Raw genomic sequence first — 26,994 nt, forward strand, 5'->3', positions numbered from 1 at the left:
GCAAATATGTTTCTATCACATGGACACAAAAAAGATCATAATATCAGGCGGAACCGGCTTTGTAGGCACTTATTTGAGTGCCGAGCTTTTAAAACAAGGCCATTTTCTCTCCATCATTACCCGCTCACCTGAAAAATACTCCGATGAACAATCAAAAAATCTGCGATACATTGACTGGGGCGATGATTTATCTGAGGCCATGGAAGAGGCAGATGTTGTTTACAATCTTGCCGGAGAAAGCCTGTTTGGTAAACGATGGACCGACAGCGTAAAGAAATCAATCTATAACAGCAGGATAGAATCCACGAGGCAACTTGTAGATGCGATGGGGCAAGCTTCTTCAAAACCGGAATTGTTTGTATCCATTTCTGCCGTAGGAATTTATGGCGACCAGGGAGATACAGTTTTGGATGAATCTACCGAACCGGCAAATGATTTTCTGGCACGAATCTGTATCCAATGGGAAGAAGAAGCACAAAAAGCATCAAGCCTTGGCATCAGGGTTGTAACCCCCCGGATTGGAATTGTTTTTGAAAAGGATGGAGGGTTTTTACAGATGATGAAGCTGCCATTCTTGTTTTTTGTGGGTGGCCCTCTGGGTGATGGAAAACAATATCTCCCCTGGATTCATATGAACGATGCTTGCCGCGGGTTGATCTATCCAATGGAAAATGAAGAGTTGTCCGGCCCCTATAACCTTTGTGCACCAGAGCCTGTAACAATCAATCATCTGTCTGATGCAATGGGCAATGTGTTGAACCGCCCATCTTTTTTTCGGGTGCCTGAATTTGTGATGAAAACAGTTCTGGGGGAAGCGGCAGATCCTGCATTATCCAGCCTGAATGTTCAGCCAAAAGTACTTCAAATTTCAGGGTTTGAGTTTCAGTTTGAAGATGTGGAAGAAGCCCTTGCTGATATTTTTTGAGTATTGCTACATTTAATCAACCGATTCGGTACTCTCTCTTACGGTGTAATGAATGGTCCAGCACTGAAGGCCTTCTCGTGTTTGCGCAATAATTTCCTGCTTACCATTCCCAAGAAAATCACTGATTACAGGATAGGTCATTCCCGATGTCGGGAGTTCATTGTGGCGCTGACCGCTCAAAATATCCCAGGCATACAAGCGCCCGAAATCAGCCAGTGCGACGATATCATCCCGTTGATCTCCGTTGATATCCAAAACGGAGGGAGGATAGTTGGCAGATGACGGCTGCCCCATCGACTCCGTAAAGTGAAGCTGACCGGAATCATTATACAAGAAAACGGATCCGTTTGCTGTTTGGAGAAGAATGAGCATGCGCCGTTCAAAACTTTCGTCTTCTGTAGTCATCAAAACTTCATGATGAGAAGGTGTTGTATTCAGGCTGCTGTTGGAGACCTGTAATGATTGAATGGCAAGGAAATCTGCCGATACAATGTTTGAAAGTGAATCGGCAAACAATGGAGTCGTTCCTACGCTGTAAAGATTTCCATCCAGCCCGGAACCAAGAATATGATTCTCATAATTGTGAGGAGCTCCCTGCATCTGTGCGGTAAGAAAAACGGGATAGTTTGTACGGAGTTCTCCGTTTATCTCCCAGGCATGTAACGTGTTTTCAGAGAATGCAAACAACGATTGTTGATTGTCAATTTCAGCAATCAATGGTTTGGATTCCACAACAGAATTTGTGGCTTGCGGCCAGCCAGATATGGCCCGTCCTCTGGCATTCAATATGTGCATATTCCGGTCGGCAGTTGCGACAATGATTTCCGCCACACCATTTCCTGTAATGTCGGTAATCGTTAACGGTGTTGTGATATTTTCATCAAGAAGAATGGGGAAATTTGGAAGAATTGCGCCGTTTTGATTCCATGCATATACTTTATTTCCGGCTGCCTGCATAATGATGTTTTGATTGTTGCCATACCAATCATACACAACCGGCGGACCCATTGGCACGTCCTCTCCGGTTGATGCCTGGAGAATAACGGTGCCATCGGTTGCAAGAGCATACACATATCCATTTTCTGTTGAGAAAATCACCTCATTTCTTGCACTGCCGGTTAAATCAGCTAATACGGGGGTGCCGCTAATTTCAGCTCCACCAAGCGGGAACACCCATTGTTCGGTATAGGGTTCTTGTTCTGCTTCTTGCTGGAATGAAGTAAACCGAACATCAATCACATCAGATCCCTGTTCAAGGCGGGTTGTAATTACAAACTCATTAAGGTTGCTCAGGAGGTTGCCGGCATAGTTTTGGGGAGCAAGCCACGGCTGGATGTAGGTTCCAAAATCGGTAGTATTTATGTAGTGAATAGAACTTAGTGGCTGGGGTAAGGCATCTCGTATGGAAGAATATCCGTTATCATAATACATAACCCGCCGCCGTGCCGCGTCACCGCCAACACTTTCTGCCAGTCCTTTTCTTTGTGAAATGGCTAACACATTCTCATACACCGTGACATAAAAATCTTCGATTGGGAAGACGTCTGAACCCATCAACTTGCCCAACAGTTTGCTGTTTACAGAGTATGTGTTCTCATCTCGAACCAATAGCTCTTCGCCGGCAAGCGTATTGAGCGAAGACTGTATGCCAGAGGTATTATTGACCGTTCGAAGGAAAAGATATTCGCTTGAACTGGCCGGGCCGGAATTGGCGAATGAAACGAATGCAACTTCGGTCCCCAAACCTTGATGAATGGTATGCCATACATTTTGATGAGACTGTATGTATTGGTCGATTTCCAGGTCGAACTCTGTATCTTCAGAAGTTGAAAGAACTTGCTGATTTGTTCGAAATATGCTAAACCCGGCAGCATTGGTCGGGATAAACCGATCCAGCGAAAATGCCGAGGCGGGCTGTGTAAGATATTTGACAAAAGAAGATGTACTGTCCTGAAGCTGCATCGTGCCTTGAAGTTGCCATTCCCATTCACCAGTATTTTCGCCTTGGTTTAACACGATCGGCGAAGCACCTTTGAATATCCCATCTAAAAAGGGGCGGTACATGACCTGCGTAAATTGCTGCGACCAACTGTCCATGCTTTCTGTATTCATGATGATGGCGCCCGCATTCAATTGTTCGTCAGACAAATTCATCTTTTCTTCTGAGCCAATCAGGCTTCGGATACAACTTTCTATTGAAATGCTGGATTCAGAATAAAGGGTCCAGTTTCCCAAGGTTGCCATAAATACAGTGCGATCACCAATAAAGAGCTTTTCAATGGTAAATCCCTTGAACTCATATTGATTCTGCTCATATTCTCTTTGATAAGATCCGGTTAATATCCCCGGCAAACCATCAACAGATTGGGTGATCCAAACAGGTTCCCAATTGCTGGAACTGCTGGGATGGAGCAGAAGTGCGTTCACCATTATTGGATTTGAACTATGACTTTGGATGGTTGTGACCAATTGCATGACAGATGGAGTTATATCATCCATCAGTGGCATTATGGGATTGGAAAGAACTTGTGCTACAGAACTGTTGGCCTCAGGAATGATTACAAAAAAGGTGGACTGAGGAACAAAATCAGACCAATGATCAGCAGATCGGTTTGTACAGGCGGAGAAGAAGACTGTAAAAAGAAGAGCAAAACTTAAAAAAGCTGATGTCAGATTTTTTTTAAAAGCCACCGTAGATCAAATAATATGTTTGTTAGGGATGGGTTATTACCATAGCTTAATTGTGCTAAGCCGGATTTGTTCCAAATTTCAGTTGTTCAAGGTAAAAACTTTTTTCACTAAATGAGCTTTCTAAACCCATTTTTTCTTTTTGCCCTGTTAACGGTAGCTGTTCCGCTGTTAATCTACCTGCTAAATATTCGGAAGCCCCAAAAAATCAGGTTTTCTACGCTTACTTTTTTTGATTCCCTGAAATCTACATCCCTCAAGAGAATTCGAATCAAACGCTGGCTGCTCCTGTTGATTCGAAGCCTGGCCATTCTTGCACTTGTCTTAGCTGCATCGCGGCCGTTTTTACCGCCGGAATATGGCTGGGCCAGTAACAATCAACCCAAAGCGATTGGGATAGTCATTGACAACAGCCCAACGATGAATCGTGTGGATCGGAATGGCCCCTTCATAGAACAGGCAAAAGAAGCCGTGCGAAATATTTTGGCCATTGCTGGAAACGACGATCGAATTTTGATAGATATTACAAACGGGTCCTCACTCAATGTTCCGTTGATTTCAAAACGGGCAGCTCTGAACAGATTGGAAGATATTACTACAGTAAATGCGGGAAACTATCTTCAGGATAGGTTGCTTACGGTAAATGAACGAGTTCAGGAAGCGGATGAACCGAACAAGATTCTCTATTTAATTACCGATGGACAGGAATCGCAATTCAGCACATTGGAGAGTGAAGATGCCATTTTTGAGAATATCAATGTGCAGGTTTTGAAGGTAGGAGAAAGTGATGCCCTGAATATCGGTTACGAAAGTGTAGATATCGAATACGGCGGGATCTCACAAACGGGAAATCTACAATTGCGTGCAACACTCAAGAATGAGGGGAGTCAACCTGCGGCCAACCAATTCATAAATTTATACCAGGATGGCGAGCTTATCACACAGCAGACTTTTGATTTGGAGGCCGGTTCAAACACCGAGTTTCTGTTTGATATTCCTGTTTCTGATCGCGACTCGGTTCGTGTTGAGCTTTTGCTTGAAGGAGATGAACTCTCGTTTGATAACCGCTATTTTGCGGCTATTGAGTTGCCCGAAGAGAAGAATATTCTCGTTTTCAATCAACAACCGGAAACAGAAGATTTTCAATCCTACCTGGTTCCCATGCTTGAGATTGCTTCAGATGAATCCGGGCGGATGAATATCCAGTTTGCGAATGTGAATAATTTCCAGCTTTCTGAATTGAGCCAGTATGATGCGGTTGTTCTGGATGGCATCAGGCGAATTCCGGATTACTTGTCAGAGGCATTGATCGATCATGTTCAGGCGGGAGCAGGCTTGCTGTTTATGCCCGCAGCGAATGGAGATATAAACAGCTACAATCGCCTTCTGAATTTTAGTAACTCCGGCAGATATTCGAATGTAATAGGAAGTTATGGTTCATTCGAACCAGTTGACAGAATGGCCGAGCCCACTGAGGGTCATCCTATCATGGATCAGATGTTTGAAAAACCTGAGGATGAAGAGATTCGGTTAAATGTGCCCGAGATTTTTTTCTATTACGAAATACAGACAGGAAATCAATCTTCCGGCATATCAATTTTACAAACCCGAACAGGAAATCCGTTGCTGGTAGAAAACAGGGTTGGAAGCGGGAAGATTGTTTATTCGGCAGTTGGCAGTGATCCCGGGTGGTCAAATTTTCCTGTAAAACCATTTTTTGCTCCCTTATTCTACCGAACAGTCGATTATCTTGTGCAGGGAAAAGAGGCAACGCTGCAGGTTCATGAATTAGGAGCGCCCTTTCGGGCTACGTTGACTACCAATACAGAATCTGTTCAGCTCGAAAAGAACGGAGAAACCATCTTACCGGAGATTCAGCAGACCTTCCAGGGAACACAGATAAGCTACCTGGCAGAAGAATGGCAACCCGGTTGGCTGAGGTTGCAGACCGATGCGGAAACAAAATTATATTCTGTGAATCAAAACGCAATTGAATCCAACTTGAGTTCGTTGACAGAAGACATGATATCAGAAAAAATGGGCACGCTATTTAATAGTGTATCTGTTGTGAGGGCCGGATCGGACAATTCGGGATTAGAAAATGAACTCGAATTAGCATCTTTTGGCCGGGAAATTTGGTATTGGTTTGTTTTAATCGCAATCATTTTATTACTATTGGAGTTGTTAGTATCCCGGTATTATAAAGCGGAAACAATAGAATGAATATTTCCACGGATATATATAGCCTGTTTGTGTTGCTTCTGGCAATGTTTACGTTAGGTGCCACATTCCTTGCCGCTTATACGGCAGCGAATGCCATACGTCTCCGAAATATCAGGATGAGCTGGAAATCCGGAAAGCTGAAAGGTTATCCGCTTTTTTCAACCCTGTTTTTGGGATTCACCGCTTTTGTAGCTTATGCTGTGTACTACTACGAAATTAACCAGTTTTACACGTTGCTTGGCTGTTATAGCTGGATGGGAGTTTGTTGGTTTTTATCAAGTTACTTTACCAACAAATCTTACATAACAGATCATGGAATTGTTAAAAATATTAATGATCCATCTCAAACTATTGCTTGGCATCAAATTAGTGATTACGTTGAAAAACCGGCTTCAAAAGGCTCCGAGTATGTATTCATTTACCATGAACCATCAGAGAGAGTAACCCGTACAACACTCATTCGCCTTGAACTCTTTGTACCCGACAGGAATATCCATAAGTTTAATAAGATTATCGATCTGAAGATTGGCAAAACCATGACGCCTGTTGCCGACTCCTCTTTCGATTTCAAGGCTTTTGAATAAACGAATTATTAACAAAAGGACATTTATAGAGCTTGTTAGAAGAGATTAGAAAACCCTCATTAGAGAAAGAAAGGGCTGTACTTGTGGGACTTTTCGGTCCCGACACCCCAAGATGGCTGGCTCAGGAATATCTGGACGAACTGATGTTGCTGGCGGATACAGCCGGTGCGGATACTGCCGATAAAATTTTGCAGAACCGCCCCCATCCGGATCCTACTACTTATGTTGGGCAGGGGAAAGTGAACCAACTAAAACAGGTTTGTGCTGAAAAGAATGCAGATTTGTTGATTTTTGATGATGACCTGACAGCTACCCAGATTCGCAATATTGAGAAAGTGGCCAAGGTAAAAGTTTTAGACCGAAGCGGATTGATTCTCGATATTTTTGCATCCCGAGCCAAAACGGCCGCTGCAAAAACCCAGGTTGAACTGGCACAGTTGCAGTATTTGCTTCCCAGGCTGACTCGGTTTTGGACTCACTTATCCCGGCAAAAAGGGGGGATCGGAACAAAAGGTCCCGGTGAGACACAGATTGAGACAGACCGGCGCTTGATAGGAACCCGAATTACAACGCTGAAAGAGAAACTTGAAAAATTAGATCGTCAGCGGACAACCCAGCGAAAAGGCCGCGAAAAAAATACGCGTGTATCTTTGGTTGGATATACCAACGCCGGGAAATCAACCCTGATGAATGCACTGACGGAAACGAATGTACTCGCTGAAGACAGATTGTTTGCAACGCTTGATTCGACTGTCCGTCGCCTAGAGCTGGATAATCACAAGGTGCTGTTGTCGGATACGGTTGGGTTTATCCGGAAACTTCCTCATGATTTGATTGAGAGTTTCAAATCTACACTTGATGAAGTTCGTGAAGCCGATGTTTTGCTTCATGTGGTGGACGCCTCAAGCAAACTGATCGAAGATTATATCGATGTTGTAAATGATACCCTTGAGGATATGGGAATCCAGCATTCCAATAAATTGCTGGTTTTCAATAAGATTGACTTGTTGGAACCGGAAGATTTGATGGCACTTAAGAAAGAGTATCCTACGGCAGTATTTGTTTCAGCTTTCAGGGGAATTGGCCTCGGGAAACTGGAAAAACGCCTCGAAGAAGTAATTGAAGAAGATTACGTTGATTTTTCTTACAATGTTCCTTTGTCCCACTACAAGGCGGTGGCTTATTTGCACGAAGTTGCCGTGGTAGATAAAGAACAATATGAAGGCAATCACGTATCAATAAAAGGAAGTACATCCAAAGCAGAGCGTGACCGTTTTGAATCCATGCTTGCAGACATAAAATAAGTTAGGAAACCGTGTTAGCTAGAGATTTATTAAATACAGACTTTACACCTCTGGAGCCATCCAGTAAAATATCGGCTGCACTGGCTAAGATGGACGCGTGGCATACGTCATGTTTACCGGTTGTAGAGCCCACTACAAAACGAAATGTTGGGCATATTTTGTTTGATGACATTGCCGACCAGGCAGACGAACAGGCTCCAGTTTCTTCTATTGAGTTTCGAAAACCAATTTATACGTTTGAAGATCAGCATATTTTTGAAGTGGCCCGGCAGATGCTACAACATGAAGTCCGGCTACTTCCCGTTGTTGATTCAACCGAAACGTATCTTGGAATTATCGAAAAGAAAAAGGTTCTTGAGGCATTTTCTACGATGCTGAATATTGCGACGGCAGGCTCAACGATTACAGTTCAACTTCAGAAAGCTGATTTTACCCTTTCAGAACTGGTTCATTTAATTGAAACAGAAGGCGCAAAAATTCTCGGTTTAACCGTAGAGCAGCAATCGGACAGCGAATCAATGTTACGTGTTTCGCTTAAAATAAGCCATGAGGATACCTCAGCCGTTACTTCTTCCCTTCAACGGCACGGCTATACCACAACCACCGAAAACCGGAACGATATTATGCAAGTCGATCTTAGTTCGAGGGCAGACGAGCTATTACGGTACTTGGATGTCTAGATCAATTTTGCTCATTTTATTAAATGTGGGAACAAATTAGGTTGAGTGCTATATTTCAGAATACAATCATTAAACTGTGAGTTATTAGTTGTTTCCATGAATAAACGCCTGATTTTTACCGGCTTACTTGCCATACTGCTACTCAATGTTAGTACTGTTTTAGCCCAGGATCACCAGGAATCCCACAAAGAAAACCTTCAGATGGGGCTAACCCTTTTTGAGAAAGGGCTTTATTCTGAAGCTATTCCTTATTTTGATTATGTAGAAGAACATGGTGAAGATTGGTTAACACGGGAAACGGCCGCTTTTTACAAAGCAAGAGCATTAACCCAGGTTGATTCGACCGGAACCAATCAGCATGTGGATAGATTTGTACAGGCTTATCCGGGTAGTAACCGCTCTGCTGTTTTGTTAAGAGATGTAGGTGAAGAATATTTAACGGCCGGAAATTACGAAGCTGCCATCGAAAGGATGGATGAGGCGCTGCATTTTCCTCAATCCTATAACAACAGGGCAGAACTCTACTACACCTTGGGGGAAACTTCAGCTGATGCTGGAAATTTTGATCAGGCCAGGCGCTATTTTTTAGATTTGGCCGATACACATGGACGAAGTGAATGGTCGCCAAGAGCCCTCTATGCGCGCGGTCGGCTCTTTCTTGAAGAGGAGAGATACGCAGATGCTTCCGAAGCTTTTGAATTGCTGAGAGACCGCCATCCGCAAAATTCGATGACGCGCAGGATCGGAACGGCTTTGGGAGAGTCTTACTATCAACAAAGAAAATTTGAAGAGGCGATTGCTGCTTTTGAAGAAGCTCTTCCATATCTGGATGACGAAAATCGCGCAAAAGCAATTTATCTTACAGCAGAAAGCCATAATGCCCTGAACCAGTATGAAAGGGCAACCGCTTATTACAGAGAATATTTGAATTTGATTGATGATCCTGAACAGGCCAGGATTGCTCACTACGGACTGGGATGGGTATTTCACAAGCAGGATATTTACCACTGGGCAGCCCGTTCTTTTGCAGAAGCTTCATCCGGTGATGACGAAATTGCGATGAAAGGCCAGTATTACGAAGCCGTAAATCAGAAGCTTTCCAGTCGATACCAGGAAGCGCTCGATTCATTTCGGGAGTTTGGAGATCGGTTCGGGGAGGAAGATCATCCAATTGTAGAACATGCAAAGTATGAATGGGCAATCACGGCTTTCGAAGCGGGTTTATATAACGAGGCAATCGAAATTCTTTTACCGCTTGCACGTGAGTATGAAACGTTAAATGAGCCCGGAAAAATCCTGACATTTTTGGGTGAAGTATTCTATGCCAATAATGAGTACACACGGGCATTGGAGACGTTTCAAATTGCCAGCGAAATTTCTGATTTAGATGATGCCCTAAAACAACAAGCCAGGTTCCAGCGGGCTTGGGTGTTGTATTATAATCAGGCGTATGAACAGGCACAGCCGGATTTTGCGCAAGTTCACAGCGAAGCCCCTCAAAGTGATTTGGGAAGCGAAGCCTTGTTTTGGAGTGCCGATGCTAATTTCCAGATGGGTGAATATGGCCAGGCCGCAACTCAGTTCAATTCATTTATCCGGCAATACCCTGAGCACGAACTGGTAGGTGCAGCAAAATACAGCCTGGGTTGGAGCTATTTTCAAATGGGTGATTTTGCTAATGCCACGGCTCCGCTTATCGATTTTCTGAATAATTATGAGCCGCCTCCAATTGTACTCTATCCGTACGAAACCGATACAAGATTACGAATCGGGGATTCTTATTTTGCTCAGGGGCAATATCAGGAAGCTCTTGAATATTATCGGGCAACGATTGGAGCCGAGCCCGGCGGCGATTATGCAATGTACCAGGTTGCCAACAGTTATTATAGAATGAGCCGGAATTTTGAGGCCGTAACGGAATTCCGCCGATTGTTGAGAATATATCCGTTCAGCAGTTTGAGAGAACAGACAGCTTACAATATCGCTTACATTTATTTGAATACGGGTAATTACGATCAGGCCATTGAGGAGTTCCGCGCTGTAATATCAAAATATCCGAATACGGAATGGGCGGCGCGTTCGCAATACAATATTGGAGATTCTTACTACAATGCGGGTCAGTATGAGGAAGCCATTGCTGCATATCGCCAGGTTTTAGAAGAGTATCCCAGAAGTGATTATATCATCGAAGCTATTGACGGTATTGAGTATGCACAGCTTTCTGCCGGAGGCGAAGATACCAGTACAGATGTTTTGGAGGATTTTCTTGGCGATAATCCAACGTCGACAACGGCCGACAGGCTTCGGTTCCGTCAGGCTGAAAATGTATTTCAATCAGGTGATTACGAAGCCGCGGTTCGGGAATTCCGACAGTACCTGCGGGTGACGAATAATCAGGAAATGATGCCGGATGCGTATTATAATCTTGCAAATGCTTATACGCGATTGGATAGCCTTTCACAAGCCGCAGATGTACTTCAAAGCCTGACAAATGATTTTCCGAATTCTGAGCGTGCGGCTCCGGCACTTGCCGAACTTGGGCGCATCCAATATGAAATGGGTAATTACGATCAATCCCTTCAAAGATACCAGGAACTCGCCGAGAAAGATGACAGATATCAGCAGGAAGCATATCTCGGAATTGGGAATGCCAATCTTGCTCTTGGCAATATCAATGAAGCGCGCCAGAATTTTGAACGGGTGTTGTCTGCCAACTCCGAGAATGCCGCTGCCAGGGTAGGACTTGGGAAGGTATTACTCAGGGATGGAAGAACAGACGAAGCACGGCGGTTTTTTGAGTTGGTTGCTGAAAATAATACAACCGAGGTTGGAGCAGAAGCTCAATATCTGATCGGGGAATCGTATGTTACTGATAACAACAGGGAAGCCGCGTTGGAAGCTTTTTCGAGAGTCAGTACACTTTTTGAGGCCTTTTCTCAGTGGGTGGCGGAAGCACAATACAGAACCGCAGAAATTTATATCCGCGAGGGCAGAAGAGGCGAAGCCAGAAATGTACTCAATTCAATTCTTGAAAATTATCCTGATACGCCCGGAGCACAAAAAGCAAGACGTTTACTGCAAAATAACTAGGAATGAATAAAGCTGTTAATCCGGTTGCTAAACTATCCGGAGAAATTCTACCACCACCTGACAAATCCATTTCTCACCGTTCGGCCATGTTTGCTGCTATCTCTTCGGAGGATAGTATCATACAAAATTATTCGCCGGCCGCTGATCCGCAAAGCACTCTCGAATGCCTGAAGCAGTTGGGGGTTGAAGTTCAAAAAGAGAACTCGACTGTAAAAATTTCAGGTGTGGGAAGAGACGGATTCCAAAATCCGGATGAACCACTTGATTGTGGAAACTCGGGAACAACCATGCGATTATTAAGCGGAATTGTAGCAGGAGCCGGTGTCGAGTGTTCAATGATTGGGGATGAGTCGCTGTCCTCCCGAACAATGAAGCGCGTAATCGCTCCCCTTCAAAAAATGGGATGTAAAATTGACGGGAGAGATGGCGTGTACGCTCCGCTTAACATTCATTCGCACCAAGGTGTAAAAGCAATACGGTTTCCATTGCCGATTGCCAGTGCCCAGCTAAAATCGTGTGTACTTCTTGCGGGACTTTTTGGCGAGGAACCAACCGCAGTGATCGAAAATGTTTTGAGCCGGGATCATACCGAGCGTCTTCTTGAACTGGATTCTGAACCCTACGGATCAGGAAAAATCATTCGAAGCAGTCGCGATCATGTTATTCCTTCACAGAATTACAGTGTACCGGGAGACTTCTCTGCTGCGGCTTTTTGGCTTGTAGCCGGGGCCATTCATGAAAATGCAGAGATTCATTTGAAGGGAACCGGGGTAAATCCAAGCCGTGATGCTGTTTACTATATTTTGGAAGAGATGGGGGCGAGCTTCAAAAAAACCAACAACAAGCTGGAAGGCAGAGAGCCGGTTTCAGATTTGTATGTTGAATCATCCGAACTTAAACCGTTACATCTGGACCCCGCGCTCATTCCCAATTGCATTGACGAACTTCCCATCCTGATGGTAGCCATGTGTTTTGCAGAAGGAAAATCTGTCATTACCGGCGCCGAGGAGCTTCGCCACAAAGAAACGGACAGGCTCGCAGCAATGGCAGAAATTCTGAATTTGGCCGGAGCGGATATTGAGCTGAAAAAAGACGGAATTGTCATTGAGGGAAAAAGAGATTTTAAACCGAAAGCTGCCACGTATCCTACCTATCACGACCACCGGATGGCTATGGCCGCAGCCGTATTGGCTACCAAAGGTACAGACAGCTCGACAATCACTCATGCCGATTGTACTGCCATCTCTTATCCAAATTTCTGGAATCACCTGCAGACTTTGAGCGATTCTGTAATCTAAACTGGCATGAGGTCACATTTCTGACTTTTTCTATGTCAATACGTCAGTGAAGCCTTAACGCAAGGTTAATTGGCATTGAGGTTGCTACTTACATGGTAAAAATGGTAAAACTATGAGCAATCTGAACATCGACTTAGAAAAACAACTTTCACGACTTGGCAAAGATATCCAGGGAATTGTTGAACGATTTGTTCCTTTGAATGTAGAAGCCGGTGACTTTAAGCCTGCTTGCGATATTGTAGAAAGCGAGGACGTCTATTCGCTTTTGATGGATTTGCCGGGTATGCAAAAGAAAGATATCAACATCTCTATGAAAGACAGGGTTCTCACAGTCAGTGGCGAGCGGGAACTTTTTCTGGAAGATAGTGAAGTGTTGAAACGTTCAGAACGAACCCAGGGATCTTTTTCTCGCTCATTTGCACTCCCCGAAAATGCAGATGTTTCGTCTGTAAGCGCCACATTTAAAGAGGGTGTGCTCCAGGTAAAAATTTCCAAGACAGGAGTGGAAGGTGACGATTCACAATCCATTCCCATCAACTAAGTAAGAATTTAAAACGAATAAAAATTAAGATAGGTAGATTATTATGGGTAAGATTATTGGAATTGACTTAGGTACTACAAACTCATGCGTTGCCGTAATGGAAGGTGGCGAACCTGTAGTTATCCAAAATTCTGAAGGTGGCCGGACAACCCCGTCAGTCGTTGCTTTTTCAAAAGATGGCGAACGATTGGTTGGTGCCCCCGCCAAACGGCAAGCGATTACAAATCCCGATAAAACCGTTTCTTCCATTAAGAGATTTATGGGACGGATGTACAACGAGGTAAAAGATGAAATCGGCCAGGTTTCTTATAACGTTGTAAAATCCGATGACGATGGTACGGCACGGGTAAAAATTGACGACAGAAATTATGCTCCCCAAGAAATTTCTGCGATGGTACTGCAAAAAATGAAGCAGACCGCAGAAGAATATCTTGGAGAGAAAGTAACGGAAGCCGTTATTACGGTTCCTGCATACTTTAATGATGCCCAGCGGAAAGCAACCCAGGAAGCCGGCAAAATTGCAGGTCTCGAAGTAAAACGAATTATTAATGAGCCGACTGCCGCTTCTCTTGCATACGGACTCGACAAAAAAGATCAGGATCAAACCATCATTGTCTATGACTTGGGTGGAGGTACATTTGATGTTTCTGTTCTTGATCTTGGTGATGGCGTATTTGAAGTGAAATCCTCCTCCGGTGATACTCACCTCGGTGGTGACGACTTCGACCAAAGAATTATTAATTTCCTGGCCGATGAGTTCAAGAAAGATGAAGGCATTGATCTGAGAAAAGATCCGATGGCCATGCAGCGATTGAAAGATGCAGCCGAGAAAGCCAAGATTGAGCTTTCAAGTTCACAAAAAACCAACGTAAACCTGCCGTTTATTACGGCTACGGATTCTGGACCGAAACACTTGAATATCGACCTCACCCGATCCAAGTTTGAGCAGTTGGTGGATGATCTTGTGAAGAAAACCATCACTCCGTGTGAAAAAGCGATTAAAGACGCCGGAATTTCCAAGAATGAGATTGACCAAGTAATCCTTGTGGGTGGTTCTACCCGAATTCCGAAAATCCAGGAAGTTGTTAAAGAATTCTTCGGAAAAGATCCGAGTAAAGGTGTGAACCCGGATGAGGTTGTGGCCGTCGGTGCTGCAATCCAGGGTGGTGTGATGAGCGGAGACGTTGAAGACGTTGTACTGCTGGACGTTACGCCGTTGACTCTCGGTATCGAAACGTTGGGAGGCGTAATGACCAAACTTATTGAAGGTAACACGACGATCCCAACGAGCAAGAAGGAAACTTTCTCAACCGCCGCCGATAGCCAGACGAGTGTGGAAATTCATGTTCTTCAGGGTGAACGGGCCAAAGCCCAGGATAACCGAACTCTTGGCCGGTTCCATCTGGATGGAATTCCACCGGCACCCCGTGGCGTACCACAAATTGAAGTAACCTTCGATATTGACGCAAACGGTGTTCTGAATGTAAGCGCCAAAGACAAGGGTACCGGAAAAGAACAAAGCATTCGAATTGAATCTTCATCTGGCTTAAGTGATGATGAAATCGAAAAAATGCGTGATGCTGCCAAAGAGCATGCTGAAGAAGACAAGAAAATCAAAGAGAAAGTGGAAGCACTTAACAAAGCAGATTCTCTGATTTTCTCCACAAGAAAGCAGCTTAAAGAGCACGAAGATAAAATTTCTGAAGGCAGCAAGCAGAAGATCGAAGATGCATTGAACAAGCTTGAAGAAGCTCACAAGCAGGAAAATATGGATGAGATCGAACCTGCTATCGAAGAACTGAACCAGGTATGGGCAGCTGCATCTCAAGAAATCTATCAGGCTGCTGAAGCCCAGCAAGGCGCAGAAGGCGGACCATCTCAAAATGGTGCCGGCGAAAGCGAAGCATCTGCTGACGAAGGCGATGATGCTGTAGATGCTGATTTCGAAGTTGTGGATGAAGACGAAGACGAGAAAAAATAAATATTGAATTCGTTGAATAATTCGAAGCCCTCCGTTTTTTAAACGGAGGGCTTTTGTATTTTAAAGCTCCGCAGAAAAAATTGTATCTTTATGTTTTTTAAGTTTATCGTTCGCACATCGTGAGCTTTACCATCCAAAAAACGGATTACTTAATTGTCGGTAGCGGAGTTGCCGGCCTGAATGCAGCACTTGAAGCAGCTAAATACGGAGAGGTGCTTCTTGTTACCAAAACCTCGTTGGATGAAAGCAGCAGTTACTGGGCTCAAGGTGGTGTTGCAGCGGTTCTGGAGGGATCCGATTCCTACGAAAATCATATAAAAGATACACTTGAGGCAGGCAGAGGTTACTGCAATCCGAAAGCGGTTGAAATTCTGGTAAAAGAAGGATCCGATCGAATCAAGGAATTAATAGATGACGGAATGCCTTTCGAGAGGAAGAATGGACGTCTGAATCTTGGCATGGAAGGTGGTCATTCGAATCGAAGAATTTTGCATGCCAACGGCGCGGCTACCGGTAAAGCACTGGTTGATTTTCTGATTTCGCGAATCAGGGAAACGGATCGGATTACCATTGCCGAAAATGTTTTTGTTTATGACCTGATCAGTGAAAATAGCCGATGTTTTGGCGCTCAGGCCTACCTCTATAAAGAGAACAAAACAGTTCAAATTCAAAGCAAGGCAACGATACTGGCCACCGGCGGTTACTCTGGATTGTACACACGAACGACGAATCCTCACACATCCACCGGCGACGGTCTGTGGCTGGCTTTAAATCACGGAGCGATACTTAAAGATTTAGAGTTTATCCAATTTCATCCTACCGTTTATACCGATTCTAAGGGCGATGGATTCCTGCTAAGTGAAGCACTTCGGGGAGAAGGGGCAAGGTTGTTCAATCTTAAATGTGACCGTTTTATGGAGAAATATACCGACATGGAATTATCACCCAGGGATGTGGTTTCCAGGGAAATTTTTAAACAGATTTCCAATCAGGAAGAGAATTTCGTCTACCTTGATTTCAGACATCTGAATACCGACAAGATCAAGAAGCGTTTTCCCGGTTTAATGCGCCGTATTGAAGAGCAGGGAATTGATATCAGTAAACAGGGAATTCCGGTTGCGCCGGCAGCTCATTATTGCATTGGTGGTATTGAAACCGATCTGGATGGACAGACTAATATTGAAGGACTTTATGCATGCGGCGAAGTTGCCGTAACGGGTGTCCACGGAGCAAACCGCCTCGCCAGCAATTCGCTTTTGGAATGTCTGGTTTTTAGTAAACGGGCGGTTGAGCACGCCATTAAATTGCCGGCCCGTTCCCATATGATTGGAATGACGCTTAAACCGTTTACATTGTCGCACGATCTGGAAGAGCCATTTATGGTGCAGAAAAAAACAGTGACTTCTTTACTGAACCGGTTTGCCGGAATTGAGCGGGATGACGCAGGCCTGCACCAGGCGCTGAATCAAATTGATAGCGAACTGAAATCTCCTCTTTATAACCAAGGGAATGAATATTTCTTTTTACGGATGAAAGAGATGGTGAATATCGCGGAACTTATTATTGTAGGAGCACTTCATCGGAAAGAAAGTCGTGGTGTACATTTCAGAATAGATTTCCCCGGACCGGATGATTCCCAAAAAGAACCCATGCGATTTTATAAAAACCGTTTCAATAAGATTCAGGCTGTATCATGATTTTTCCTGAGGTTTCAAATCAAAAATGGCTGGATGATCTTATTGATGTAGCTCTGGCTGAAGATATCGGCGGCGGTGATGTGACAACTGAAGCAGTAATTGATGATCAAAAAAAAACCAAAGCAGTTTGGGTTGCCAAACAAGCCGGAATTATTGCCGGGTTACAAATTGCACAACGGGTTTTTGAGAAACTGGATGAAAATATTGAGTGGCATCCTTTTTTTAATGGTGGCGATGAAGTGAGAACCGGAGAGACGGTTGTTGAATTTTCAGGAAACTGTCGTGCTGTATTGATTGCCGAGCGGACAGCACTTAATTTTGCACAGCGGATGTCAGGCATTGCCACAAAAACAAATGAAATTGTTCGCGAACTGAAAGGATTTCCCGCCAAGATTTTAGACACCCGAAAAACTGTGCCGGGACTCAGAAAGCTCGATAAAATTGCTGTTAAAGCCGGAGGTGGCGTTAATCACCGAATGGGACTTTACGATTTGGCTATGATCAAAGATAATCATATCCAGGCAGCTGGAAGTATTTCCAAAGCTGTAGAGCGTGTCCGGGCCAAAAATCCGGACATAAGAATTGAAGTAGAAACCACGAATCTCGAAGAAGTGGATGAAGCATTGAAATCCGGCGCTGATATAATTATGCTCGATAATATGAGCGTTGAAATGATGACAAAAGCAGTTGAACGAATCGGAACGCGGGCTGAAACAGAAGCTTCCGGGAATATCACCTCCAAAACCATTCGTGAAGTGGCCGGAACCGGAGTCAATTTTATTTCGGTTGGGGCGTTAACTCATTCGGTTCAGGCTTTTGACATCAGCCAGCGAATCAAAGAAATTTTTTAATCATATTCAGACCCATGGAAACAGTAGTAAATGAAGATTTAGCAACAGAAGTTCTTGAGTTGAAACGGCAAAAAAATGCGGTGATTTTGGCTCACAATTATCAAATCCCTGAAATTCAGGATATTGCGGATTATGTGGGAGATTCACTCGGTTTATCTCGTCAGGCGGCCAAAGCGGATGAAGACATAATCGTTTTTTGCGGCGTACATTTTATGGCCGAAACAGCATCGATCATTTCACCCCATAAAACCGTTTTGATTCCCGATCTGGATGCCGGCTGTTCGTTGGCAGACAGCATCACCGCCGGGCAACTCAAAGAGTGGAAAGCTCAGCACCCGGGAGCAGTCGTGGTTTCTTATGTGAACACCACTGCGGCAGTTAAAGCCGAAAGCGATTATTGCTGTACATCATCCAATGCGGTGGGGATTGTTGAATCAATTCCAGAAGACAAAGAAATTTTGTTTTTACCGGACAAGTTTTTGGGAGCTTACGTGGAAATGATGACCGGCCGTGATTTGAACATTTGGCAGGGTGCATGCCACGTTCATGAAAAAATCGGAGAACTGAACCTGGCTGAAAAACAGAAAGAACATCCGGATGCCGAGTTCCTGATTCATCCCGAGTGCGGTTGCTCAACATCATGCATGATGAAATCAGCTATGTACTTTGACTGCAAAGACGGCCATGTACACTCAACAAGTGGAATGCTGCAGCGGGCAAAAGAATCGGATGCGGAGGAATTTGTAGTTGCAACAGAAACGGGCATTCTTCACCGGATGCGGAAAGATAGCCCCGAGAAAAAATTCTATGCCGCCAGCGAAGATTCCGTGTGCGATTATATGAAAATGATTACGCTCGAAAACCTCCGGGATGCCCTTAAATTCAATCAGTATGAAGTGAAAGTGCCGTTCGAATTGGCTGAGAGAGCCAAAGTGCCAATCGACCGAATGCTTCAAATAGGTTAGTAATACGAGATTGATATTGGATGATTTTACTCGTTCCGCAGTTCCTGCTTCGGAACGACAAATTGAAGTTTCGCTTCTTTTAAAATGTTAATCACTGATCGAAAGCAGAGCGTCAGAGAATGCGGTCCGGAAAGAAGATATTCGGATCAAGAAAAATAGTAGGATAAAGACAGAATATGACTGTTTTAGGCATCGAATCTTCATGTGATGAAACGGCTGCGGCCGTTTGGTCGGATGGCTCCATTCTATCGAATATAATTGCCTCTCAGGCCATCCATGAACAATTCGGTGGAGTGGTTCCGGAGCTTGCTTCGCGCGCGCATCATAAAACCATTTGGAAGACGGTTAACCAGGCCTTGGAAGAAGCGCAGGTTTCTTTGGATGAAATTGATGCCATCGCGGTAGCACAAGGTCCCGGTTTGATGGGGTCTTTATTGGTTGGCCTGAGTTTTGCCAAGGGATTATCCATCTCTCAGGAGAAACCGATTATAGGCGTCAATCATATCGATGCGCACATGTATGCCAACTTTATTGAACACGAAGAAGTATATCCCTTTCTTGCACTCATTGTATCGGGTGGACACACGAGATTGGTACATGTTGATAAACTATTCTCTCACAATGTCTTGGGGAAAACCCGGGATGATGCCGCCGGTGAGGCTTTTGACAAGATAGGTAAACTGTTGAACCTGGATTATCCGGCTGGCCCGGTTATCGATAAACTCTCAAAAAAAGGAGATCCCGGTTTTCACGATTTTCCGCGATCTATGATTAACAAAGGTCTCGATTTTAGTTTCTCAGGATTGAAAACGAGCGTGCTCTACTACACACAAGAGAAAGGGGATGCGTTTGTTCAGGAACACTTGAATGACATCTGTGCAAGTGTTTCGGGTGCCATTACGGATGTGCTCCAGGTAAAGCTGAAAAGAGGGGTAAAAAAAACCGGGGTAAAAAATATAATGTTGGCAGGCGGTGTATCAGCTAATTCAATGTTAAGAGATAAAGTGGGAATGATGGCGCAAAAAATGGGACTAAACCTCATGATTCCTTCCAGTCAATATTGCACCGATAATGCCGCAATGATTGCCGTCACAGGTGCGTTAAAAGCAAGAGAAGGGCATTACGACGATTTGCATATCAAGCCATTTGCAAGGTTACAGGAGAGTTAAATCGGAAAATGGATCAGAGCGAGGGAGTGCAACGGCTGCTGCAATCTTCTAACGAGCGTCTGGAGATTACTTAACTCTGTTCGAAATGACAGAATCACATCCAAAAACAAAAGACAAAACTTGAAAAAAGGATTTGAAAAAACGCGTATACTACTTATTTAACGGTTTTTGCAAAATATTCGAATTTTAGACTTCCTTTTTATCATATTTTAAAAATGAGAACTTCGTTTATAAAAAAGGAGTTTAATAATAAATGAGGTAGATTTTTGAGTGCCTATGGCAAATGTGGATACAGACATTCGCAATCAGGTTGACCATTACGAGCTCGACAAGAAACAAATGAGCGGGTTGCGGGGATTGTTGCGTCTCTGTCACACCCATTTGGATGAGACGGACGATGATTTGATTACCCGGGCATTCAAGCTTTGCTGCAAATCACACGAGAATGTAAAAAGAGCATCCGGGGAGCCCTACTACGAACATCCGCTTGAGGTTGCTAAAATCATGGCGGAGGAATTTAATATTGATGATATCTCCGTTGCAGCTTCTCTTTTGCATGATACGGTTGAAGATACCAGCGTTACGCTGGATGAAATAGAAGAACTTTTCGGCACAACGGTTAAGCATATTATTGACGGTCTCACAAAGATTACCGGCGTTTTTGAAAACCGGGATACCAAGCAGGCAGAAACCTTTATGAAGCTGCTCCTGTCGATGGCCGAAGATATTCGTGTGGTTCTGATCAAGTTTGCGGATCGCCTGCACAATATGCGTACCATCCAGCATTTGCCAAAGCAGAAGCAGCTCAACAAGGCCACAGAGACGATTGAATTGTATGCACCGCTCGCGCATCGGTTTGGGCTTTTTAAGATCAAAAATGAGTTTGAGGATCTATGTTTTAAAGTCATTGATCCGAATTCATACAAATATCTGGTAAGAAAGCTCAGGGAGAAGCGTGAAGCAAGAGAGGCATTTATTGAAGAATTCATGCAGCCGATCAAAGGCGAGCTGGATAAACAGAAATTTAAATTCGAAATAAAGGGGCGACCAAAGCACATCTACTCGATCTACCGAAAAATGCAGACGCAGCAAAAGCCATTTGAGGAGATCTATGACTTGTTCGCCATCCGTATAATCCTTGAAGATCCACACACAAAAGAAGACTGCTGGAGAGTCTATTCCATCATCACCGATTGGTATACGCCCATTCCCAAACGGTTTCGTGATTTTATTTCCGTCCCCAAAGCCAATGGTTATCAATCGCTTCACACAACGGTAATTACAAAACAGGGACGTAAAGTAGAAGTTCAGATCCGAACCCGGAAGATGGATTATATTGCTGAACAGGGACTTGCCGCACACTGGAAGTATAAAGAAGGAAGCAGCGGGGGAAGTAATGAACTCGACAAATTCGTGAATTGGGTGCGAGATGTTCTCGAGACACCACGGCCTGACGCCGCTACGGAATTTGTAAAAGATTTCCAGCTGAATTTGTACCAGGATGAAATCTATGTGTTTACTCCACAGGGGGAACTGAAGACCCTGCCGAATGGTGCTTCCTGTATTGACTTTGCATTCGAAATTCACAGTGAGATTGGTGAACGTGCGGTTTCTGCAAAAGTGAATGGAAAAATGGCTCCGCTACGCCAGAAGTTGAAAATTGGTGACCAAGTTGAAATCATAACCGGAAACAGAATCAATCTGAATGCTGATTGGATGGAGGATGTGGTAACACACAAAGCCAAGGCTCGTATCCGCCAGTTTATCAAACAAAAAGAGAGGAAAGTTGCCAACGAGGGAAGGGAAGCCTGGGAAAAGCGGGCTTCTCGCGGAAAAGTTGAAATTTCTGACCAGGAGCTCACAAAAGTTGCCAAGCGCTTTAAGTTCAGCGATGCCCAGGACATGTTTTATGAAATAGGTTCCGGCGCGTTTGAGGTAAATGAATTGTTCAAGATCGTCAAGCAGCTTAAAAGCAAAGGCAGGTTGGATGACGAGTCGGAGGATCAGCAAAAGAAACTCTCGGATGAAGATATTTCAGAAGAGTATTTTACTACAGCCCGCTCTGTGGGCGATGGTAAAGCACTTTTGGTTGAAGGTGAACTGAGCAACGTTAAATATTCATATGCGAACTGCTGCAATCCCATTCCGGGAGATAACGTGATTGGTTTCATCAGCCGGAATGGTGATGTAAAAATTCACAGGTCTAATTGTAAAAATGCCCATCACCTGATACGTACCGACAGTGAACGAATTGTGGATGTTTCCTGGGCAAGAAATATTGACGAACAATTTTTGGGCGCTATAAAAGTTGTAGGAGAGGACAGGGTTGGATTGGTCAATGATTTAACTGAGGTACTCTCAAAGTCCATGCAAACAAATATGAAGAGTATCAATGTGAGCAGTGAGGGCGGTATGTTTGAAGGAATCATTACAGCTCATGTTAATGACCTGAAACACCTCGAAAAAATTATCAGGAAACTTGAAAAAGTTGAGGGAATTAAAACCGTTCTCCGGTATGAGTAAAATTTGCTATGTATCATAGGTGCAAACACTTATATCGCCACTACAGCAAGAAATTTCTATGGACTTACTTTAAATATTTTTATTTTTAACGAACGTTAAAGTGTTCGTTAATAATCAGATAGAGCGAAAAAAATAATAATAGGATGGTTACTTATACAAAACGCGATATAGTACGTACAGTCGCCGATAAAATGGATGTACCCCTGAATCAAGCAGAACCATGGGTTGACAATGTAATTGATTCTTTGAGAGACAAGATGATGGCAGCAGACCCTACTTGCAGAATTGAACTCAGAAATTTTGGTGTGTTCGAGGTGAAAGAGACGAAAGCGAAACCAAAAGCACGAAATCCAAAAACCAATGAAGTGATTTACGTTCCGGCCCACCGGAAAACGCATTTCAAACCGAGCAAGAAACTTAAGAAGTTCCTTAAAAAACCTCTCAGCGAGGTAAAAGAGGAAGATTGATTGACGGACTTCGGTAGAGTTTTGGGTGTTGATGTTGGAAGTAAACGAGTGGGTTTGGCCAGAACCGATCTGCTCAGAACCAATGCTAACCCTTTCGGCACCTTTGCACCGGATGAATCCATTATAGAAATTGAGCGGCAGGTGAAATCAGAAGGCCCGATCAAGGCTATTGTGGTTGGCTGGCCGCTTACTCCCCAGGGAGATCCGACAGATGCTACGGAATTGGTGGAAAACTATATTAACACCTTGAAAAACAAATTCCGTGATGTTAAAATCTATACGATGGATGAGCGTTACAGCTCCCGCCAGGCACAGAAGCTTATGGTCGATGCCGGTGTACCAAAAATGAAGCGCCGCCAAAAGGGCAGGGTTGATCAGGCGGCAGCTGCATTAATTTTACAACAGTTTTTAGAAGCATACCCCGAGATTTAAAAATGTCAGTTTTACCGATAGTTACATATAACGACCCGATTCTTAAGAAAAAGACAAAGCCGGTTTCTGAAAATTCAGAAGAACTTCAGGCATTGATTGACGACATGTTTGAAACCATGTACCATGCAAGCGGAGTTGGACTTGCTGCTCCGCAGATTGGCGAACCCCTTCAACTATTTGTGATGGACGCCGATGCAATTACCGAAGATATTGAGGATGAAGAAGATGTCGGTGCCATCGTATTTATTAACCCGGAAATCATCGAAAAGGATGAGGAAACTGTGAAAATGGAAGAAGGATGTTTAAGCATTCCTGAAGTTCGTGATGAAGTTTCCCGGCCGAAATCGATTACAGTTTCTTACAAAGACCGGGATTTTAATGAGCAAACGCTGAAAGCATCTGGATGGCTGGCGAGGGTGATTCAACATGAGTACGATCACTTGCAGGGAGTTCTTTTTCTCGATTATTTGAGTGCGTTCAAGCGGAGGCTTCATAAATCTACCCTGCGGAAGATTGAAAAGGGCAAGCTTGAAACAGAGTATCCTCTGGTTCCCAAATTATAGAATAGGTCATGCACTCGTTAAAGATTATTTTTATGGGATCGCCCGATTTTGCGATACCCAGCCTGGAAAAAATCCATGCCTCCAATCATACCATTCAGGCAGTTGTAAGCAATCCCGATAAACGGCGTGGACGAGGCGGAACACCAGAGCCGACCGCAGTAAAAAAACGCGCTCTTCAAATGGGATTGAAAACCATTGATGTGCAAGATGTGAAGTCAGATGAATTTCACAAAAGCATCCGCGACCTGAATCCTGATCTTCTTGTTGTGGTTGCTTTCAGAATTTTGCCGGTTTCCGTTTTAAAGATTCCTTCGATCGGGTCTGTAAACCTTCACGCTTCCCTTTTGCCGAAATACCGTGGAGCGGCACCCATTCATTGGTCCATCATCAAAGGAGAAAAGGAGACGGGATGTACCGTCTTTTTCTTGAATGAGAATGTAGATACGGGAGAAATTATCGCACAAAACCGTACAAAAATCGGGGAAAATGAAACGACCGGTGATTTGTATAACCGTCTGAAGGAGACAGGTGCAGATTTATTGTTGGAGGCTATCAATCAAATTGCAGGGGATTCGGTACAAACAACCAAACAAGATCACCAGCTGGCAACCCCGGCTCCCAAACTTTTCAAGGAAAATACACGAATTGATTTCACCCGGCCGGCAAAAGATGTTCACAATTTTATTCGCGGATTGAGTCCGTTTCCAACCGCCTGGTGTTTGTACGATGGAAGAAAAATGAATATTTATCGATCCCGATTAGCGGAAAAACTAAACCTGAAACCGGGTGAGCTACATTTTGAGGATGAAAAACTTTTTGTGGGATGCGGGGACAACCCGATTGAACTTATCTCCGTACAAGTGCCGGGTAAACGAAAAATGAGCGGAAAGGATTTTGCAAACGGTTATGATTTGGATGTTTATCTTCAATAACGAAATAAGACGATTATAAAACTGAAATTTAATACAGGAAAGTTGACTAAGAGCAGTTTTTTTGAGATATACACAACAAGAATTTTTCCAAGAACAAGAAATTTTAAGATTTAAAACAATTTAAAAATGGAGCTTTCATCTTTTTTACAGGCTGCCCGGGAAGGTGACCTAAAACGTGTTTCAGAGCTGCATCAGGAAGGAGCGGATATAAATGAAACAGCTAAAAACGGCTCCTCTGCACTGATTTATGCAGCAGAAGGAGGGCATATGGATATTGTTAAATATCTGATTGACCATGGAGCTGACCCCACGATTCAAACGAAAATGGGGGGGACGGCTTTAAACCGTGCTGCCGAAACCGGAAATCTTGAGTTGATGAGATATCTGCTCGATAATGGTACTCCCATCGGCGAACTCGCACTTATTGTAGCTGCCCGGGAGGGAAATATTGAGGCCGTTCAGCTGTTGGTGAAAAACGGGGCAAACGTCAATGCTCAGCAACGCTGGGGACAAACCGCGCTGATGCTCGCCGCAAGAGAAGGACATTCATCGGTCGTTAAATATCTCCTCGATTCGGGAGCAAATGTACGGCTGAGAGATAAAAATGGTGATTCAGCGCTCAACATTGCCCTTGATAATGACAATCCCGACATCGTGATGCAACTGCGACGGGCAGGTGCAAAAGCTCAGATCAAAAAGAGCAGTCCCGTACAAGGAGCTGATGAAGATGAGGAGGATGACGATGATTCCTCAGATGTGGATGAACTGATTTCTGATGATGATATTCCGGATGATGTAGATCTGGAAGATGATATTTAGAGCACATCTTCGTTCGGCCGGTTTTTGGATGTGGTGATCCTCTTTTTTGAGATTGCCACATTCACTCATTTTATTCATTAAAATCGTGCTGATCAGGTTTTTTAAAACTCATTTATAAGTTTAAGTTTTAACTGTAATTAGAAGCGCTTTCATTTCTTGTAAAAATGGAAAGAGAGCAGAGAATAAGTTATTTTATATTGATTCAACTAATACAGTCAAATCAAATAATTTGAATTGAAAAGGAGTAAAAATTTATGGCTAAAATTAAAGTAGGTATTAACGGATTTGGACGCATTGGACGACTGGTAATGCGTGCCATACTGAAATACCAAAGCGACAAAGTAGAAGTAGTTGGAATTAACGACCTTACCGATGCCAAAACCTTAGCACACCTGTTTAAATATGATACCGCCCAGGGCAAATTCGACGGCGAAGTATATGCCGACGGAACCGACTTGGTAATTAACGGGGCAAAAATTGGTGTAACAGCAGAGAGAGATCCGGCAAACCTGAAATGGGGCGAGCGTGGAGCTGAAGTGGTTATCGAGTCTACCGGTATTTTCCGAGATGGAAAAGGTGCAGGCAAACATCTTGAAGCCGGCGCTAAAAAAGTGATTATCTCTGCTCCGGCAAAAGGAGCTGACATCCAGACCATCGTACTGGGCGTTAACGACAGCGAAATTGATAAAGACAATACCATTTTCTCAAACGCAAGCTGTACTACCAACTGTCTTGCACCAATGGTAAAAGTACTTGACGAAAACTTTGGTGGCGTTCAAAAAGGTTTTATGACCACCATTCACGCATATACAGGCGATCAGGCTCTGGTTGACGGTCCTCACAAAGACCTGAGAAGAGCCCGTGCTGCTGCTACCAATATTGTACCGACTACAACCGGTGCTGCTGCAGCTGTTGGCCTTGTACTGCCACACCTTGATGGAAAACTTGACGGTGGCGCCGTTCGTGTTCCTGTTCTCACAGGTTCATTGACCGATTTTACCGCCATTGTAGGCGACGATACGACTGCAGATGAAGTTTTGGCTGCATTCAAAAAAGCCGCTGAAGGCGATCTGAAAGGAATCCTCGAATATACAGAAGAAGAGCTTGTTTCTACCGATATTATTGGTAATCCACACTCTTGTATTTTCGACAGTGGAACCATTAAAGTGGATGGCAACCTTGTAAAAGTAATTGGCTGGTACGATAACGAAGCCGGTTACTCTGCAAGAACCGCCGAATTGATTTCACGAATTGTATAAACT

Annotated in this window: 21 protein-coding genes; 20 read left to right on the forward strand and 1 reads right to left on the reverse strand. The window is 43.9% G+C overall.

What is annotated here, in order from left to right; translation table 11 throughout:
* Positions 1–19: 19 nt before the first annotated feature.
* Positions 20–925, forward strand: a complete 906-nt coding sequence (locus tag L0B18_RS05710) for a TIGR01777 family oxidoreductase (protein ID WP_234569542.1) — start codon at positions 20–22, stop codon at positions 923–925.
* A 12-nt stretch (positions 926–937) separates the two neighbouring features.
* Here the strand turns inward: L0B18_RS05710 and L0B18_RS05715 are convergent, their stop codons facing one another.
* Positions 938–3,616 carry a hypothetical protein gene (locus tag L0B18_RS05715; RefSeq protein ID WP_234569545.1) on the reverse strand — a complete coding sequence of 893 codons (2,679 nt, stop codon included), beginning with the start codon at positions 3,614–3,616 and terminating at the stop codon, positions 938–940.
* Positions 3,617–3,727: 111 nt separating this feature from the next.
* On the opposite strand from L0B18_RS05715, the gene L0B18_RS05720 reads away from it, so the two are divergent.
* The 19 genes from L0B18_RS05720 to gap all read left to right on the forward strand — a co-directional run bounded on the left by L0B18_RS05720 (position 3,728) and on the right by gap (position 26,991).
* Positions 3,728–5,836 (forward strand): BatA domain-containing protein, encoded by a 2,109-nt coding sequence (locus tag L0B18_RS05720; RefSeq protein ID WP_234569560.1) that lies wholly within the window; start codon positions 3,728–3,730, stop codon positions 5,834–5,836.
* Positions 5,833–6,420, forward strand: a complete 588-nt coding sequence (locus L0B18_RS05725; protein ID WP_234569575.1) for a hypothetical protein — start codon at positions 5,833–5,835, stop codon at positions 6,418–6,420. The genes L0B18_RS05720 and L0B18_RS05725 overlap by 4 nt, the downstream gene beginning before the upstream one ends.
* 32 nt (positions 6,421–6,452) lie before the next feature.
* Positions 6,453–7,724 carry a GTPase HflX gene (gene hflX, locus L0B18_RS05730; protein WP_234569588.1) on the forward strand — a complete coding sequence of 424 codons (1,272 nt, stop codon included), beginning with the start codon at positions 6,453–6,455 and terminating at the stop codon, positions 7,722–7,724.
* Positions 7,725–7,735: 11 nt separating this feature from the next.
* Positions 7,736–8,404: a CBS domain-containing protein gene (locus L0B18_RS05735; protein ID WP_234569608.1), complete on the forward strand. Its 669-nt coding sequence runs from the start codon at positions 7,736–7,738 to the stop codon at positions 8,402–8,404.
* 96 nt (positions 8,405–8,500) lie between these two features.
* Positions 8,501–11,494 (forward strand): tetratricopeptide repeat protein, encoded by a 2,994-nt coding sequence (locus L0B18_RS05740; RefSeq protein ID WP_234569624.1) that lies wholly within the window; start codon positions 8,501–8,503, stop codon positions 11,492–11,494.
* A gap of 2 nt (positions 11,495–11,496) precedes the next feature.
* Positions 11,497–12,792: a 3-phosphoshikimate 1-carboxyvinyltransferase gene (aroA, locus tag L0B18_RS05745; protein ID WP_234569641.1), complete on the forward strand. Its 1,296-nt coding sequence runs from the start codon at positions 11,497–11,499 to the stop codon at positions 12,790–12,792.
* A gap of 112 nt (positions 12,793–12,904) precedes the next feature.
* Entirely contained in the window at positions 12,905–13,333 is a 429-nt protein-coding gene (locus L0B18_RS05750; RefSeq protein ID WP_234569643.1) for an Hsp20/alpha crystallin family protein, read from the forward strand.
* A gap of 43 nt (positions 13,334–13,376) precedes the next feature.
* Positions 13,377–15,314 carry a molecular chaperone DnaK gene (gene dnaK / locus L0B18_RS05755; RefSeq protein WP_234569661.1) on the forward strand — a complete coding sequence of 646 codons (1,938 nt, stop codon included), beginning with the start codon at positions 13,377–13,379 and terminating at the stop codon, positions 15,312–15,314.
* 119 nt (positions 15,315–15,433) lie between these two features.
* Positions 15,434–17,011, forward strand: coding sequence for an L-aspartate oxidase (nadB, locus tag L0B18_RS05760; RefSeq protein WP_234569665.1), 1,578 nt, complete (start codon positions 15,434–15,436; stop codon positions 17,009–17,011).
* Positions 17,008–17,862: a carboxylating nicotinate-nucleotide diphosphorylase gene (nadC, locus tag L0B18_RS05765; protein ID WP_234569669.1), complete on the forward strand. Its 855-nt coding sequence runs from the start codon at positions 17,008–17,010 to the stop codon at positions 17,860–17,862. The genes nadB and nadC overlap by 4 nt, the downstream gene beginning before the upstream one ends.
* A 14-nt stretch (positions 17,863–17,876) precedes the next feature.
* Positions 17,877–18,827 (forward strand): quinolinate synthase NadA, encoded by a 951-nt coding sequence (nadA, locus tag L0B18_RS05770; RefSeq protein WP_234569672.1) that lies wholly within the window; start codon positions 17,877–17,879, stop codon positions 18,825–18,827.
* A 176-nt stretch (positions 18,828–19,003) separates the two neighbouring features.
* Complete coding sequence (gene tsaD, locus L0B18_RS05775) at positions 19,004–19,996, forward strand: tRNA (adenosine(37)-N6)-threonylcarbamoyltransferase complex transferase subunit TsaD (RefSeq protein WP_234569675.1); 993 nt, start codon at positions 19,004–19,006, stop codon at positions 19,994–19,996.
* A 276-nt stretch (positions 19,997–20,272) separates the two neighbouring features.
* A complete protein-coding gene (locus L0B18_RS05780) occupies positions 20,273–22,519 on the forward strand; it encodes a RelA/SpoT family protein (RefSeq protein WP_234569678.1) in 2,247 nt (748 codons plus the stop codon).
* A 143-nt stretch (positions 22,520–22,662) separates the two neighbouring features.
* Positions 22,663–22,986, forward strand: a complete 324-nt coding sequence (locus L0B18_RS05785; protein WP_234569693.1) for an HU family DNA-binding protein — start codon at positions 22,663–22,665, stop codon at positions 22,984–22,986.
* Positions 22,987–23,418: a Holliday junction resolvase RuvX gene (ruvX, locus tag L0B18_RS05790; RefSeq protein ID WP_234569752.1), complete on the forward strand. Its 432-nt coding sequence runs from the start codon at positions 22,987–22,989 to the stop codon at positions 23,416–23,418. It begins immediately after the preceding gene.
* Positions 23,419–23,420: 2 nt separating this feature from the next.
* Positions 23,421–23,981 (forward strand): peptide deformylase, encoded by a 561-nt coding sequence (gene def, locus L0B18_RS05795; protein ID WP_234569755.1) that lies wholly within the window; start codon positions 23,421–23,423, stop codon positions 23,979–23,981.
* A gap of 8 nt (positions 23,982–23,989) precedes the next feature.
* Positions 23,990–24,913: a methionyl-tRNA formyltransferase gene (gene fmt / locus L0B18_RS05800; protein WP_234569758.1), complete on the forward strand. Its 924-nt coding sequence runs from the start codon at positions 23,990–23,992 to the stop codon at positions 24,911–24,913.
* 126 nt (positions 24,914–25,039) lie between these two features.
* Positions 25,040–25,732, forward strand: coding sequence for an ankyrin repeat domain-containing protein (locus tag L0B18_RS05805; RefSeq protein ID WP_234569760.1), 693 nt, complete (start codon positions 25,040–25,042; stop codon positions 25,730–25,732).
* A gap of 254 nt (positions 25,733–25,986) precedes the next feature.
* Complete coding sequence (gap, locus tag L0B18_RS05810; protein ID WP_234569778.1) at positions 25,987–26,991, forward strand: type I glyceraldehyde-3-phosphate dehydrogenase; 1,005 nt, start codon at positions 25,987–25,989, stop codon at positions 26,989–26,991.
* The last annotated feature ends 3 nt before the right edge of the window (positions 26,992–26,994 follow it).

It is taken from the genome of Rhodohalobacter sp. 614A (genome assembly GCF_021462415.1).
Taxonomy (GTDB): Bacteria; Bacteroidota; Rhodothermia; order Balneolales; family Balneolaceae; genus Rhodohalobacter.